Annotated in this window: 13 protein-coding genes and 1 pseudogene; 9 read left to right on the top strand and 5 right to left on the bottom strand. The window is 72.7% G+C overall.

What is annotated here, in order from left to right:
• Positions 1-22: 22 nt before the first annotated feature.
• From corA to GA0074696_RS03595, 3 genes are all read right to left on the bottom strand, one after another.
• Complete coding sequence (gene corA, locus GA0074696_RS03605; RefSeq protein WP_088959776.1) at positions 23-1,171, bottom strand: magnesium/cobalt transporter CorA; 1,149 nt, start codon at positions 1,169-1,171, stop codon at positions 23-25.
• A 404-nt stretch (positions 1,172-1,575) separates the two neighbouring features.
• Positions 1,576-2,670: an aminotransferase-like domain-containing protein gene (locus GA0074696_RS03600; RefSeq protein WP_088959775.1), complete on the bottom strand. Its 1,095-nt coding sequence runs from the start codon at positions 2,668-2,670 to the stop codon at positions 1,576-1,578.
• A gap of 165 nt (positions 2,671-2,835) precedes the next feature.
• On the bottom strand, positions 2,836-3,225 hold the full coding sequence (locus GA0074696_RS03595; protein WP_088959774.1) for a CBS domain-containing protein: 390 nt from the start codon (positions 3,223-3,225) through the stop codon (positions 2,836-2,838).
• Between the two features lie 117 nt (positions 3,226-3,342).
• Here GA0074696_RS03595 and GA0074696_RS03590 point away from each other — a divergent pair, with 117 nt between their 5' ends.
• The 5 genes from GA0074696_RS03590 (at position 3,343) to GA0074696_RS03570 (ending at position 6,860) form a co-directional block, all read left to right on the top strand.
• Positions 3,343-3,519 (top strand): NUDIX domain-containing protein, encoded by a 177-nt coding sequence (locus GA0074696_RS03590; protein ID WP_231925246.1) that lies wholly within the window; start codon positions 3,343-3,345, stop codon positions 3,517-3,519.
• A complete protein-coding gene (locus GA0074696_RS03585) occupies positions 3,516-4,286 on the top strand; it encodes a hypothetical protein (RefSeq protein WP_088959773.1) in 771 nt (256 codons plus the stop codon). Before GA0074696_RS03590 ends, GA0074696_RS03585 begins: the two co-directional genes overlap by 4 nt.
• A 90-nt stretch (positions 4,287-4,376) precedes the next feature.
• On the top strand, positions 4,377-5,108 hold the full coding sequence (locus GA0074696_RS03580; RefSeq protein ID WP_088959772.1) for a phosphocholine cytidylyltransferase family protein: 732 nt from the start codon (positions 4,377-4,379) through the stop codon (positions 5,106-5,108).
• Positions 5,096-6,163, top strand: coding sequence for an iron-containing alcohol dehydrogenase family protein (locus tag GA0074696_RS03575; protein ID WP_088959771.1), 1,068 nt, complete (start codon positions 5,096-5,098; stop codon positions 6,161-6,163). Before GA0074696_RS03580 ends, GA0074696_RS03575 begins: the two co-directional genes overlap by 13 nt.
• The gene (locus GA0074696_RS03570) at positions 6,138-6,860 is read left to right on the top strand and encodes a CDP-alcohol phosphatidyltransferase family protein (RefSeq protein WP_088959770.1); all 723 of its coding nucleotides are present in this window, start codon (positions 6,138-6,140) and stop codon (positions 6,858-6,860) included. Before GA0074696_RS03575 ends, GA0074696_RS03570 begins: the two co-directional genes overlap by 26 nt.
• Positions 6,861-6,981: 121 nt before the next feature.
• Here GA0074696_RS03570 and GA0074696_RS03565 read toward each other — a convergent pair whose 3' ends face one another.
• Entirely contained in the window at positions 6,982-8,238 is a 1,257-nt protein-coding gene (locus GA0074696_RS03565) for a glycosyltransferase family 4 protein (RefSeq protein WP_088959769.1), read from the bottom strand.
• 137 nt (positions 8,239-8,375) lie between these two features.
• Between GA0074696_RS03565 and GA0074696_RS03560 the strand changes: the two genes are divergently transcribed.
• The gene (locus tag GA0074696_RS03560) at positions 8,376-9,236 is read left to right on the top strand and encodes an Fpg/Nei family DNA glycosylase (RefSeq protein ID WP_088959768.1); all 861 of its coding nucleotides are present in this window, start codon (positions 8,376-8,378) and stop codon (positions 9,234-9,236) included.
• Between the two features lie 269 nt (positions 9,237-9,505).
• Positions 9,506-11,077, top strand: a complete 1,572-nt coding sequence (locus tag GA0074696_RS31630) for a sugar transferase (protein ID WP_231925396.1) — start codon at positions 9,506-9,508, stop codon at positions 11,075-11,077.
• 274 nt (positions 11,078-11,351) lie between these two features.
• Here GA0074696_RS31630 and GA0074696_RS32485 read toward each other — a convergent pair.
• Positions 11,352-12,509: pseudogene (locus tag GA0074696_RS32485) on the bottom strand (RNA-guided endonuclease InsQ/TnpB family protein); the annotation flags it as partial.
• Between the two features lie 144 nt (positions 12,510-12,653).
• Between GA0074696_RS32485 and GA0074696_RS03540 the strand changes: the two are divergent.
• Together GA0074696_RS03540 and GA0074696_RS03535 are read left to right on the top strand one after the other, a co-directional pair.
• Positions 12,654-13,877, top strand: a complete 1,224-nt coding sequence (locus GA0074696_RS03540; RefSeq protein WP_088959766.1) for a sensor histidine kinase — start codon at positions 12,654-12,656, stop codon at positions 13,875-13,877.
• Entirely contained in the window at positions 13,874-14,644 is a 771-nt protein-coding gene (locus tag GA0074696_RS03535; RefSeq protein ID WP_088959765.1) for a LytR/AlgR family response regulator transcription factor, read from the top strand. The genes GA0074696_RS03540 and GA0074696_RS03535 overlap by 4 nt, the downstream gene beginning before the upstream one ends.
• Positions 14,645-14,663: the final 19 nt, after the last annotated feature.

Below are 14,663 nucleotides of genomic sequence, written 5' to 3'. Positions count from 1 at the left end.
GCGTGGATCGCCGGTGTACGGGTCAGAGCCAGCCGTTGCGGCGGAACCAGCGGTACAGCGCCAGCGAGATGGCGAGCATCAGGGCCAGCACGCCCGGGTAGCCGTACGTCCACTTCAACTCGGGCATGTTCTCGAAGTTCATCCCGTAGACCCCGGCGAACGCGGTCCAGACCGCGGCGATGGCGGCCCAGGCGGCGATCTTGCGCATGTCGTTGTTCTGGTCGACGGTGACCTGCGCCAACCGCGCCTGGAGGATGGAGTTGAGCAGGTCGTCGTAGGAGTTGACCTGCTCGACGGTGCGGCTGAGGTGGTCCTGCACGTCCCGGAAGTAGCGCCGCACCTCCTGCGGCACCTCCCGGTTGACCTGCGCGGTGAGGGTCATCAGCGGCCGCTGCAACGGCATCACCGCCCGCTTGAACTCCACCAGCTCCCGCTTCATCTGGTAGATCCGCTGGATCCGGCCGCTGCTCTGCCGGTCGAAGACGTCGGCCTCGAGCACGTCCAGGTCGTCCTCCAGCTGGTCGGCCACCTCCAGGTAGAGGTCCACCACCCGGTCGGTGACCGCGTACGCCACCGCCCACGGGCCGTGCAGCAGCAGATCCCGCTTGGCCTCCAGGTCGGCGCGGACCGGGGCGAGCCGGCAGGCGTCGCCGTGCCGGACGCTGATCAGGAAGTTCGGCCCGATGAAGAGCATCACCTGGCCGGTCTCGACCACCTCGGAGTTCTCGGTCAGCTCCGCGTGTTCGCAGTAGCGGGCCGTACGCAGCACCAGGAAGGTGACGTCGCCGAAGCGCTCCAGCTTGGGGCGCTGCTGGGCCTTGACCGCGTCCTCGACCGCCAGCTCGTGCAGGCCGTACGTCTCGGCGATGGCGGTCATCTCGGCCAGCTCCGGCTCGTGCAGGCCGAGCCAGACGAAGGCGTTGCGCTCGCCGCGGGCCGCCTCCAGCGCGTCGGCGTAGTTCCACTGGCCGGGCTGGCGTTCCCCGTCGACGTAGAGGCCGCAGTCGACCACGCCGCTGCGCCCGGGCCCGGCCGGGGTCGGGATGCGGGGGGAACCGTCGGCGTTGAGGATGCGGGACATCGCCCGGACCGGCGCCGTCCAGGCGCGGGGGTTGAGCACCCGCCCGGTGTGCTGGTTCGTCGACCGCTCCCGCTGGACCCGGTCCGTCATGGCGTCCCCCTCCCCACGCTGCTGCGGCTTGCAGGCTACGCCCCCGCCGGCCGCGCTGCCCCTCGCCGACCGGCCCGCCGGCAGCTTCGGTGATCACGCGGTTGTGCTGCCGATTCGCCCGACCGGACGGAATCCGCCGCCAGCGGCGCAAGATCACGGAAGGTGGGGTGGCGCCGGGTGGGCCGCGCCGCGTTCAGGGGGGTGAGGGGGCGACGCGGCCCACCCGGCGCCGGTGGGGGCGGGGGTGATGCTGGGCGGCGTCGCGCGCGTACGGGCGGCGCGACCGGTGGCCCGGCCGCGCGTGGGCAGGTGAGCGACGCTCGCAGCATTGTGAGCCGCAGGCCGGCCCGAGGGGTGCCCCGGGCCGGCCGGCATCGCCAGATTGTCGGAAACCCGACAGATATTCAGCCCCGGAGGGCGGCCAGGGCCTCCGCCAGCCGGCGGACGCCCTCGTCGATCCGGTCCGCCGTGACGGCGGAGAAGGCGAGCCGGAGCGCGTGCTGCCCGCCGTCGACCATGAAGTCGCTGCCCTTGACCACGGCGACGCCCCGCTCGGCGGCGGCCGGGGCGAGCCGGGCCACGTCCACGTCCGCCGGGAACTCCACCCAGAGGAAGTAGCCACCGTCCGGCTCGACGAAGCTGGCCTCGGGGAGGTGCCGGCGCAGCGACTCGGCGAGCACCCGGGCCCGCTCGCCGAGGGCGGTCGACACGGTCTCGATCGACCGCTCGATCTCGCCGGAGACGCAGAACTGGTGCACGATCGCCTCGGAGACCATGCCGGGCGAGATGTAGAGACTGGTCGCCTTCTTGGCGATGTCGGCGATCAGGTCCGCCGGCCCGACCAGGTAGCCGACCCGGACGCCCGGGCAGACCGTCTTGGTGAAGCTGGAGGCGTGCACCACCACGTTGCGGGTGTCCAGCGAAAGCATCGACGGCAGCGCCTCGCCCCGGAACCGGATGTCGGCGTACGGGTCGTCCTCGAAGATCGTGAACTCGTACTCGACGGCCAGGTCGAGCAGCTCGCGGCGCTTCTCCAGGGAAAGCGTCACGCCGGCCGGGTTCTGGTAGTTCGGGATGACGTGGGCCAGCCGGGGCCGCACCCCGGACTCCAGCAGCTTGCGCAGCTCGGCGGTGTCGAGGCCGTCCGGCTGGATCGAGACGCCGTGGATCTCGCTCCCCATCCGCTGGAGGTTGAGCAGGGTCCGGTCGTACGTGGGACGCTCCACCACCACCGCGTCACCGCGGCGGACCAGGTGGTCGAAGAGGAATGCGTCCGCCTGGAGCGAGCCGTTGGTGATCAGTACCTGATCCGCCTCGACGCCGTGCTTCTCGGCGATCCACTTCCGCAGGGGCGGGTACCCGACGGAGGTGCCGTACGCCGTGATCCCGGCGGGGTCGGCGTCGAAGGCACGGAGGGCTGCTGCCTTGAGACCCTCGACATCGATGATGTCCAGCGAGGGAGCTCCACGGGCGAACGAGATCAGCTGCTCGGCGGTCATGCGGACGAGCCTAGGGCCTGTCCCGGCCGGTCCGACCGGCATACACGCCAAGTTCAACATGCGGACAGATGATCGACGTCCGGACGCGAGCGGAACTCTCGTCGGCGGGACATCCGGGCCGGTCAGGGGCCGCCGCGACAGGTGCGGACGACCCCCGGCCCGGACTCAGCCCACGGTGAGCCGCTGCTGCGACCAGACCCGCATGAGGTCGCGTACGGAGATCACCCCGGCCACCTCCCGGCCGTCGAGCACCACCAGGTGACGGAAGCCGCCACGGGCCATTGCCGCGGCCGCCTCCTCCACCGTCCAATCCGGACCGGCGTAGACGACGTCCCAGCTCACGTGCGCCCTGGTGCGTTCCACGTCGCAGTCCAGCCCGGCCCCGATCGCGTTGAGCACATCCCGTTCGGTCATGATCCCGACCCCTTCGGAGTCCGGGTCGATCACCACTGCCGAGCCGACCCGGCGGGCCGACATCATCTGGGCGGCCTGCCGGAGCGTGTGCTCCGGACCCACCATGAGCACCTGGTTGGACATAGCTTCCCGAACCTGCATCACGCATCACCCCTTTGGGACGGCGGCACCACCCGGTACCCACATGGTGGGCCCACGTGGCAGACCGGACAAGACCGGGCATCGGTGCGACCCACGCCCGCTCGCTACTGTCGGCACGTGCCCACCGAGCCTCTCCGCTGCGCCGGCGCGCTGATCGTGGACGACGACGGCCGCCTCTTCACTCAGCGCCGATCTCCCGAGCGGAGCCGTTTTCCCAATGCCTGGGACATCGGCGGCGACCATCTGGAACCGGGCGTGATCGCCGTCGCCGCGCTGCGGTCGATCGGTCGGTGAACTCCGACGTCGAGCTGGCGCCGCACCGGTTCGCCGGGCTGGTCGCCCCGGCGGTCGACCGGGCCTTCGTCGCCGGCATGCTCGCCGGCCGCGACGGCGGCGGCGCCGAGCTGAGCCAGCGGTACGGCGGGCCGGCCGCCACCGGCTTCCTGGTCGAGTTCCGCACCCGGCTCGCCGCGCCGGGCGGCACGGTCGACGGGGCGGGCTTCGCCGCCGTCACCCGCTACCGGGATCCGGCCGCCTGCCAGCGCGCCCTGGACAAACAGGTGGCGCACGGGATGATCGTCCGCCGGCCGGACGGCGGCTTCGCCGCCACCGAGCGCGGCACCGACTTCCTCACCGAGATCTACCAGGTGCACGGCGAGGTCACCGAGGAGCTGTGGGCCGGGCACGACGACCGGGTGCTGCGCCTGGTCGAGGCGTTCGGCCGGCTGCTGGCGTACGCGCTGCTGCTCGCCGGGGAGCCCGACGCCGAACCGACGCCCGCGTTCGCCACCATGGCCCCGCCGTACGAGCCGGACGGCACGCCGCCCGGGGTGCTCCTGCTGAACCGGCTCGGCACGCTGCGTTACCACCGGGCCGACGCGCACGCCGCCGCGTGGACCGCCGCCGGGCACACCGCGTCGAGCGCCAGCGAGCTGCCGGAGGGGCCGGAGCGCCGGGCGATCGAGCTGGAGACCGACCGCCGCGCGGCCGGCCCGTACGCGGCGCTCACCGCCGAGGAGCGGCTCGCGGTGCTGGCCGACCTGGCCGCCCTGCCCGGCTGAGAGCCGCTCTGGCCCCGGTTGGCGGCAGCCCCACCGTCACGCGGGGCTATCCTCCACGGTGACCTGGAGTCGTACGAGGGAGGACCCCGCATGATCGGGATGGTGCTCGCGGCCGGTGCGGGGCGCCGACTGCGCCCGTACACCGACACCCTGCCCAAGGCGCTGGTGCCGGTGGACGGTGAGACCACCATCCTGGACATCGCGCTGCGCAACCTCGCCGAGGTCGGGCTCACCGAGATCGTGATCGTGGTCGGGTACGCCGCCGACGCGGTCGTCCAGCGCCAGGCCGCACTGGAGGAGCGCTACGGCGTCCGGCTCACCCTCGTGCACAACGACAAGGCCGAGGAGTGGAACAACGCGTACTCGCTCTGGCTGGCCCGGGAGCACTTCGCCCGGGGCGTGCTGCTGGTCAACGGCGACACCGTGCACCCGGTGAGCGTGGAGAAGACCCTGCTCGCCGAGCGTGGGCCGGGCATCCTGCTGGCCATCGACAACATCAAGGCGCTGGCCGAGGAGGAGATGAAGACCACCTTCGACGCCGCCGGCCAGCTCACCCGGATCACCAAGATCATGGATCCGGTCGAGGCGTACGGGGAGTACATCGGCGCGACGCTGATCGAGCCGCAGGTGGCCGACGCCCTCGCCGACGCGCTGGAGGCGACCTGGCGGCGGGACCCCGACCTCTACTACGAGGACGGCTACCAGGAGTTCGCCGACCGGGGCGGCGAGGTTCGCGCGGCGCCGATCGGGGACGTCTCCTGGGTCGAGGTCGACAACCACGCCGACCTGGCCCGGGCGCGGGAGATCGCGTGCCGCTACTAGCTCGTACGGTGCTGACCCCGCTGCACATCGACGTGCGGCGCGGGGCGGTGGCCGACCTCGCCGCGATCCTCGCCGACGGACGGATCTCCGCCGGCGGTGACGTGGCGGTGGTGGTGGGGCCGGGGCAGGGCGAGCAGATCGCCGAGCTGATCCGGCCGTCGCTGCGGTCGGCCGACGTGTTCACCGTCGCCGGTGGCACCCTCGAGGCCGCCGACGACCTGGGCAGCAAGCTCCGCGCCCGCTCGTACGACGCGGTGGTCGGCATCGGTGGCGGCAAGACGATAGACGTGGCCAAGTACGCCGCCACCCGGCGCGGGCTTCCCATGGTCACCGTGGCCACGAGCCTGGCCAACGACGGGATCGCCTCCCCGGTCGCGAGCCTGGTCAGCGAGGGGATCAAGGGCTCCTACGGGGTACACATCCCGATCGCGGTCATCGTCGACCTGGACTTCGTCGAGAGCGGCCCGGAACGGCACAACCGGGCGGGCATCGGCGACGCGGTGAGCAACATCAGCGCGCTGGCCGACTGGGAGCTGGCCCGGCAGGTTCGGGGCGAGCCGGTCGACGGCCTGGCCGCCTCGCTGGCCCGGATGGGCGCCGAGGCGGTACTCAACCACCCGGGCGACGTGGCCGACGACGCCTTCGTCACCGTGCTCGCCGAGGCGCTGATCTCCAGCGGCCTGGCGATGGCGGTCTGCGGCACCAGTCGGCCGGCCAGCGGTGGCTGCCACGAGATCATGCACGCCGTCGACGCGCTCTTCCCCGGCACCGCCTCGCACGGTGAGCTGGCCGGGCTCGGGGCACTGTTCTGCACCTGGCTGCGCGGCGACCGGCGGCGCTTCGCGGAGATGTCGGCCTGCCTCGCCCGGCATCAGCTGCCTCGCCTCCCGGCCGACGTGGGGCTGACCGACGACCAGTTCGTCGAGGCGGTGCAGTTCGCGCCCTCCACCCGGCCGGACCGGTACACCATCCTCGAACACCTGGCGATGTCGCCTACCGAGACGCGGGAGCGGCTGGCAGACTACGCCGGTGCAATCCGCGACCACTGTGGCTGAGCCCCGTCCCACCGTTGCCGACTTCCACCGGGTCAACCGGGGCGGCGGCCTGTTCAGCGAGTCGCTCAGCCAGTGGCTCGGCGCGGTCTTCGCGCTGGTCGCCCAGCGCCTCGGGCTGCGCCCCACGGCGCTGACCATCGCCAACCTGGTGCTCGGGCTGGCCACCTCGGTGGCCGTGGTGGCGCTCGCCGACCGGGTCGCCGCCGGCGACGTACCGGCCTGGGTGGTCGGGCTGGCCGCGCTGGTCGGCTGGCAGGTCGCGTACTCGCTGGACTGCGCCGACGGTCAGTTGGCCCGGGTGACCGGGCAGGGCAGCGCGGCGGGCGCCCGGGTGGACGTGCTCTGCGACGTGGCCGCCCAGATCGCGCTGGTGGCCGCCCTGGCGGCGACCGCCGTGGCGCAGCGGCCGGAGACGCCGACCTGGCTGGTCGCGGTCTTCGCCGGCACCTGGATGGTCAACCTGGTGACCTCCGTGATGCAGGCCGGCCCGAACGCCGCCAGCATGGTCACCTCGACCTCGCTGCCGGTACGCCTGGTGAAGCTGGTCCGCGACTACGGCGCGGTGATCTTCGTGGCCGCGCTGGTCCTGATGCTCGCCCCGGCCCTCACCTTCTGGGTGATCATCGCCTTCACGATCGTCAACGGCGCCTTCCTCCTCGCCAGCATCGCCTTCTCCGCCCGCGCCTCCCTCCGCTGACCCCCACCCCTCAGACCGCACTTTCAGAGAAAGAGTGGCTATTTCGGCTCCGAAAGCCACTCTTTCTCTGAAAGTGCACGCGAGAAGCGGACGCGCGCGGGCGCGCAGGCGAGCGCGGGGGTCAGGGGCGGGGGAGGGTGGCGTAGATGTCTAGGAGGCGCTTGGTGACCACGTCGGGGTGGAAGGTCTGCTCGTAGCGGAGCCGGGCCGGCTGGGACAGCGCGGCGGCACCGGCCCGGGCGACCGGGAGGGCGGCGGCCATCGCGGCCGGCTCCGGCGGGACCACCCAGCCGGCGGTGCCGGTCACCACGCCGGCGGGCAGCGGCGCGACGCCCCCGCCGGGGACTGCGGAGGCGGTCTCCGCCGACCCGGTGCCGGCGGGCTCGCGGGGACCGTCCGCCCCGACCAGGTACGGGATGCCGCCGAGCGCGGTGCCCAGCACCGGCCGCCCACTGGCCAGCGCCTCGATGATCACGGTCGGCAGGACGTCGTGCCACATCGACGCGGCGATCACCACCGCGCTCGCCTCGACCGCGGCGCGTACCCCGGCCCGGTCGAGCTGGCCCAGGTAGACCACGTCGGCGCGGTCCGCGGCGGCCGCCTCGACCAGCGGTCGCAGCTCGCCGTCGCCGGCGACGCGCAGCGTGCCCAGCGCGCCCACCGGGTGCCGGCGCCACGCCTCCAGCAGCAGGTCGAGGCCCTTCTCCGGGGTGAGCCGGGCCATGTAGAGGAACCCGTCGCCGAGCGGGGCCGGCCGGCCCGGGTCGGGCACGGAGTTGGGCTTGACCACGATCCGCTCGTCCGGGATGCCGTAGTCCCGCAGGTGGTCGGCGATCGCCGAGGTCAGCGCGATGAACCGGTCGACCGAGCGCCAGGTGCCCCGGTGCACGGCCAGGGTGGTCGCCATCAGGGCACTCTGCGCGCGGGAGTTGCGGTAGCAGCGGTGCACGACCGCCGGCACGCCGAGCGCCCGGCCCTTGCAGTCCTGGCAGATCATCCCGTCCCGGAAGTAGATCCCGGAGGAGCAGACCTGCCGGTAGTTGTGCACCGTCTGCACCACCGGCACGCCGTGCCGGTGCGCGGTCCGCACCACCCAGGGCGAGATCAGCGGGTACGGGTTGTGCAGGTGCAGCACGTCGGGGCGGTGCGCGGTGAGCAGCCGGGACAGGTCCTCCTGGGCGCGCGGGGCCCAGATCGGGGAGATCGGCAGCAGCGCCTTGGCCGCCTTCGACATCGACGGGATCTCGTCCGAGCTGCGGATGAACGGCAGCACCTCGACACCGGCGTCGGTCAGCTGGGCGATCTCCGAGTCGACGATCGTGTTCTCGCCGGAGGGCTGGGCTTCCCGGTACCGGTTGTGCGCCACCACGATTCTCACGGAGCTCGCCTTTCGTTCGCGACTGTGCCGCTCTCTGCTCGCGACCGCCGGACTCGCGAAGCTCATCCCTCGCACTCGCGGCGGGGACTCGCAAGCTCGTTCCTCGCGCTCACGGGAAAGAAGGCTACCGTTGGAACGTGCCCGAACTACCGGAGGTGGAGGCGCTCGCGGGTTACCTGCGTGAGCGCGCGGTGGGGCGGCGGATCGACCGGGTCGAGGTCGCCGCGATCAGCGCCCTGAAGACGTACGACCCGGCGCCCTCGGCGCTGTCGGGCCGGGCGGTGGTGGACGCCCGCCGGCACGGCAAGTTCCTCGACGTGGTGGTCGACGGCGGCCTGCACCTGGTGGTGCACCTGGCCCGGGCGGGCTGGCTGCACTACCGGGAGGCGTTCCCGTCCACCACCCCGCTGCGCCCCGGCAAGGGCCCGGTCGCCCTGCGGGTCCGCCTCGACGACGGTTCCGGCTTCGACCTGACCGAGGCGGGCACCCAGAAGAAGCTGGCCGTGTACCTGGTGACCGATCCGGCGCAGGTGCCCGGGGTGGCGAAGCTGGGGCCGGACGCGCTCGGCGCCGACCTGCCCACCTTCGCCGAGCGGCTGCGCAGCCGGCGGGGCCAGGTCAAGGGGGTGCTGACCGACCAGGCGGTGCTCTCCGGGGTCGGCAACGCGTACTCCGACGAGATCCTGCACGCGGCGAAGCTCTCGCCGTTCGCGATCACCGACCGGCTCACCGACGACCAGCTCGCCGCGCTGCACGCGGCGACCCGGGCGGTGCTCGGCGACGCGGTCCGCCGCTCGCTCGGTCAGCGGGCGGCGGAGCTGAAGGGCGAGAAGCGCTCCGGCCTGAAGGTGCATGCCCGGACCGGCCTGCCCTGTCCGGTCTGTGGCGACACGGTGCGCGAGGTGTCCTTCGCCGATTCGAGCCTGCAGTACTGCCCGACCTGTCAGACCGGCGGAAAGCCCCTCGCTGACCGTCGGTTGTCCCGGCTCGTACGGTGAGTAATGACACCCGGTGGTTACGGAGAGGAATCGTCCCGGGCGCGTGGAAGCTGCCCGTCCGCGCCTCTACCGGGGCCGCCATCCATCGGTATAGTGGCTCGGTCCCCGGCTTCGAAAACTGACGTGGAGCCGGCCGGATCCCTGCTGGCAGCACCAGGCGCAATTGTCCTTCGGGTCAGCGTCCGGCCCACTGGCAGCGTGGGAGACTGGAACGGTGGGCGACCCGAGCCCCTCACTGCGAGTGAGCGGCGCGTGTCATGCGGGAGGACATGGGTGAGGTGACGACAAGCCTCCAGCGCCCGGTAACCAACACAGGCCGGAGCAAACTCGTGCGGCACGTCGACAGCTTCGAGATCCAGCCGCCGACACCGCCGTCGCACAACGGCGTCCCCCGGTCGGGGTGGGCGAGGGCCCGTCGCCGGGTTTCGCGCTGGCACCGCCCGTACACCGTCGCCCTGCTGCTGCTCGACTTCGCCGCCGTGATGCTCGCCGACTGGATGGCCCAGGAGGCGTTCGGCCAGGCGCGGGCGGGTTTCTACAACGCCCAGGAGGACCCCACCTGGTTCTACACGGTGGCGTTCCTGCTGCTGCCGCTCGGCTGGGTGGTCATCCTCTGGGGCAACCGCGCCTACGACCGGCGCTATCTCGGGCTGGGACCGGACGAGTTCAAGCGGGTCATCCGGGGTGGGGTGGCGGCCGCCGCCACGGTCTCCTTCATCGCGTTCGCCACGAAGACCGACCTGTCCCGTTACACGGTCGGTTTCGCCCTGCTCGGGGCGTTGACGCTGGTCCTGATGGGCCGGCTGACCGCCCGGTTCGTGCTGCACACCGTCCGCAGCCGCGCCGGGCACGCCGGGCACCGGATGGTGCTGGTCGGCACCTTGCCGGAGGCGCTGGAGGTCTACACCGCGGTCACCCGCAACCCGAGCGCCGGCCTGGTGCCGGTCGCCATCCACATCACCGACGGGTACGCCGCCGCCCGGGGCATCGAGACCCCGGTGCCGGTGTACGCCGGCCGGGACGTCCTCGCCCTGGTCCGCGAGGTCGGCGGCGACACGATCGCGGTCTGCGGCTCGGCCAGCGCCGAGCCGGGTGAGCTGCGCCGGCTGGCCTGGCAGTTGGAGGGCTCCGGCGTCGACCTGGTGGTCGCCCCGCAGCTGACCGACATCGCCGGCCCCCGGGTGCACATCCGCCCGATCGAGGGCCTGCCGCTGCTGCACGTCGAGGAGCCGACCCTGTCGGGCCCGGCGCTGCTGATGAAGAGCCTGATGGACCGGGTCGCCGCCGGGCTGGGCCTGCTGCTGCTCGCCCCGCTCTTCGCGGCCATCGCCCTCGCGATCCGGATCTCCGACCCCGGGCCGGTCTTCTTCCGGCAGCCGCGGGTGGGCCACGAGGGCCGCACCTTCCGGGTCTGGAAGTTCCGGACCATGTACGTCGACGCCGAGGATCGGCTGGCCGGGTTGGTCGACCAGAACGAGACCGACGGCATGCTGTTCAAGATGAAGCAGGACCCCCGGGTCTTCCCGGTGGGCCGCTTCCTGCGCGCCTCCTCGCTGGACGAGCTGCCCCAGTTGATCAACGTGCTGTGGGGGGAGATGTCGCTGGTCGGGCCGCGTCCGCTGCCCGCCGACGACGGCGACTTCCTGGGTGACGTGCGGCGCCGGCTGCTGGTCCGGCCGGGCATGACCGGGCTGTGGCAGGTCTCCGGCCGCTCCGACCTCTCCTGGGACGAGGCGGTCCGGCTGGACCTCTACTACGTCGACAACTGGTCGCTGGCGTACGACCTGAGCATCCTGTGGCGGACGGTGGGCGTGGTGCTGGCCCGCAAGGGCGCCTACTAGTGCGGTGTCCACGAACGTTCACCGGGTGTCCGGTGAGGGTTCTGATCCTCGCCTTTCGGGCGAGCGACTCCCCACCGGATGGTGGGGCGGGCCTCCGCGGGCCAACTGATCCTCGCGCCACCAGGGGTGGGCGGCGGGGGTCACGCCGGGACCGGCCGGCACCGGGCAAGTGCCGTCCGGCTCGACGGTGCGTGAGCACCCCGGGCAGCACAACTGCGGCTGTGGGGGTGGTGGGTCCGCCGCCCGGGATGCGGGTGGCGATGATGGCGGCCGCGACCAAATCGCGGTGTCCGGTGAGCTGACAGTGCGGGCAGGACAGGCTCCGCCCACGCGGTTTGGGTATCCGCCGCCGGCAGGCGGGGCATGTGGAGGAAGTGCCACGTTCATCCACGAGGTGGACGGTAATACCGGCCAGGGTGGCCTTGTCGGTCAGGACCTGCATGACCCCGCCAACCTGCCATTGCCGCAGCCGCAGGTTGTGCCGCCGCCCCGCCGGTACCTCGAGCACGCCGCGGGGGTCCCCGACGTGCAGCACGCCCACCCGCTGGCGGACCGCCCAGGACACGACCGTGGCGGCTGCTTCGTGCTGGGCCTGACGGACCCGACGCCGGTGCCGGCCCTGCACCAGGCGGGCCCGGCGACGATACTTGCGCCACCGCCGCGACCCCCGCTGACCCGGCTTCGGCGCGCGGCGGGCGACCGCGCGGCCGCGGGCTTTGCTGTCGGCCAGGTGCATGCGATGCTCGGCGCGAATCGCCCGCCCCGACACCAACAGCCCCTCCCCGTCCGGGCCGGCCACCGCATACGGGTGAATCACACCGAGGTCCACCCCCGCCACCCGACCCGGGTCAGGCCCCTCACCCGGCGGGTAGGTGGCGACCGGCACCTCGGCGGTAACGTCCAGGAACAACCGGCCACCCTCACACAGCAGCGTGACCGACCGGACCTGCTCGGGCGGGTACGGCAGATCCCGGGCCAACCGCACCCACAACGACGGGCTGCCCTTCGCCACCGGGATACGCACCCCGCGCCCGTCCACCGTGAAGGTGCCGTGATACCAGCGCACCGGCACCAGCCCACGCCGCCGCCGCGGGAACCGCGCCGACACGTCACCGCTGTTGCGGCGTTTCGCCGCTGCGAACCACGCGTCGGAGAACCGGCGCAACACCGACCTCGCACCCGTGCTGTCCAACTCGGCGAACGTGCCCGGACCCGACGCCGCCAACTCCCGGCACAACTCCTGATAGCCCACCAGCGGGGCGTCCCCGCGGCGACGCCGCCACCCGTTGATTTCCAACAGGCACGCCCACACGTCACCGGCCGAACGCAGCAACCCGAAACACCGCCGCCGCTGCCCCACCGTCACTCGCAACCCCACTCGAGCAGTGCGATACGCCACCCGGGGACCGCACGGATCACGACGACGAGGCATACACCGAAGCCAACACCACCCCTACGACACTCTCGCACTCGACACCACCCGGCCAACGTTTGTGGACACTGCACTAGCGGCTCGGCCGCCGGAGACGCCCGGCCGGGGCTTGGCGTAGCGGCCCGCACCGGCAAGGATCGCTGCGTGGATGGCAACCTCTCCGCCGTCGTCGGCGTCGTCTCGCTGGTCACGGCGCTGGCCGCCGCGCTCTGGGCGGTGCTGCGGCTACGCGGCCGGCGGGGCATCGCCACCGCCACCCAGCGGGCCACCTACGAGGTGCTGCACACCGCCGGCCTGGCCGCCGAACCGCTGCGTACCGGCCTGACCCCGGCGGGCGCGGCGAAGGCCGTACGTCACCTGCGGGCCCTGGTGGGGGCGGCCGGGCTGGCGCTCACCGACTCCGACGCGCTGCTCGCCCTGGACGGGCGCGGCGGCCACCACGGCGACCAGCTGCTCGCGGCGGCCCGGCGGACGGTGGAGGCGGGCCGGTCGACGGTGCTCGGCGAGTCGGAGCTGCACTGCGACCGGGTCGACTGCCCGGTACGCGGGGCGGTGCTCGCGCCGCTGAGCGCGCAGGGCCGGGTGGTCGGGGCGCTGGTGGCGATCGCCGACGCCCCACCCGCGCCCGGGCTGGTGCAGGCCACCCTGGAGACCGCACACTGGGCCGGCAACCAGCTCGCCCTGGCCGAGCTGGACTCGTCCCGGGAGCGGCTGGCCCGGGCGGAGATCCGGGCGCTGCGCGCCCAGATCAGCCCGCACTTCATCTACAACGCGCTGACCGCGATCGGCTCGTTCGTCCGCACCGACCCGGAGCGGGCCCGGGAGCTGATCCTGGAGTTCGCCGAGTTCACCCGGTACTCGTTCCGGGCGCACGGCGAGTTCACCACGCTGGCCGAGGAGCTGCGCTCGATCGACCGCTACCTGACCATCGAGCGGGCCCGGTTCGGCGACCGGTTGCAGGTGCGGTTGCAGATCGCCCCGGAGGTGCTGCCGGTGACGCTGCCGTTCCTCTGCCTCCAGCCGCTGGTGGAGAACGCCGTGCGGCACGGGTTGTCCCGCAAGCCCGGCACCGGCATGGTGAGCATCGAGGCCCGGGACGAGGGCGCCGAGTGTCACATCACGGTGGAGGACGACGGAGTGGGCATGGATCCGGCCACGCTGACCGCGGGGATCGCGGAGCTGGCCCGCGCCGGCAGCGACCCGACCGACGACACCGGCCAGCACGTCGGCCTCTCCAACGTCGACGAGCGGCTCCGGTCGGTCTTCGGGGACCGGTTCGGCCTGGTCGTCGAGACCGGCCCCGGCTCGGGTACGAAGGTGAGCCTGCGGGTGCCGAAGTTCCATCCCGGCGTACGGGCGGGATCGTGACCGTGAACGCGACGGCGGGGTTCCTCCGGGTGCTGGCGGTCGACGACGAGCCGCCGGCGCTGGACGAGCTGGCGTACCACCTGCGGGCCGATCCCCGGGTGGCCCGGCTGCACACGGCGGGCGACGCGACCGAGGCGCTGCGGGTGCTCCGCGACGCCGACGTGGACGTGGTCTTCCTGGACATCCGGATGCCCGGCCTGGACGGGATGGAACTGGCCCGGGTGCTGCGCCGGTTCGCCCGGCCGCCGGCGATCGTCTTCGTCACCGCGTACGACGACGGCGCGGTGGACGCCTTCGACCTCGGCGCCACCGACTACGTCCGCAAGCCGGTACGCGCCGACCGGCTGGCCGAGTCGCTGCGCCGGGTGATCGGCTCCCGGGTGGTGCCGTCGCACCCTGCGGCCCTGGCCCGGGCGGAGGAGGACCCGACCATCCCGATCGAGCTGGCCGGGACGACGCGGATGCTGCCCCGGTCGGCGGTGCGCTGGGTGGAGGCGCAGGGTGACTACGCCCGGCTGCACACGGCCGACGGCTCGCACCTGGTCCGGGTGTCGCTGGCGACGCTCGCCGAGCGCTGGGCCGACGCCGGGTTCGTCCGGATCCACCGGTCGCACCTGGTGCAGCTGAAGCTGATCGCCGAGCTGCGGCTGGTCAACTCGGGCTACGTGGTGGTGATCGACGGGACGGAGCTGCCGGTGAGCCGGCGGCACACCCGGGAGCTGAAGGACAAGCTGGTACGGGCGGCCAAGCAGGATTGGAATCGCTGAGCGGGAATAATCGTGGAAT

Source organism: Micromonospora purpureochromogenes, from assembly GCF_900091515.1.
In the GTDB taxonomy this organism is placed as follows: domain Bacteria; phylum Actinomycetota; class Actinomycetes; order Mycobacteriales; family Micromonosporaceae; genus Micromonospora; species Micromonospora purpureochromogenes.
This window is presented reverse-complemented; position numbering and strand designations above follow the sequence as displayed.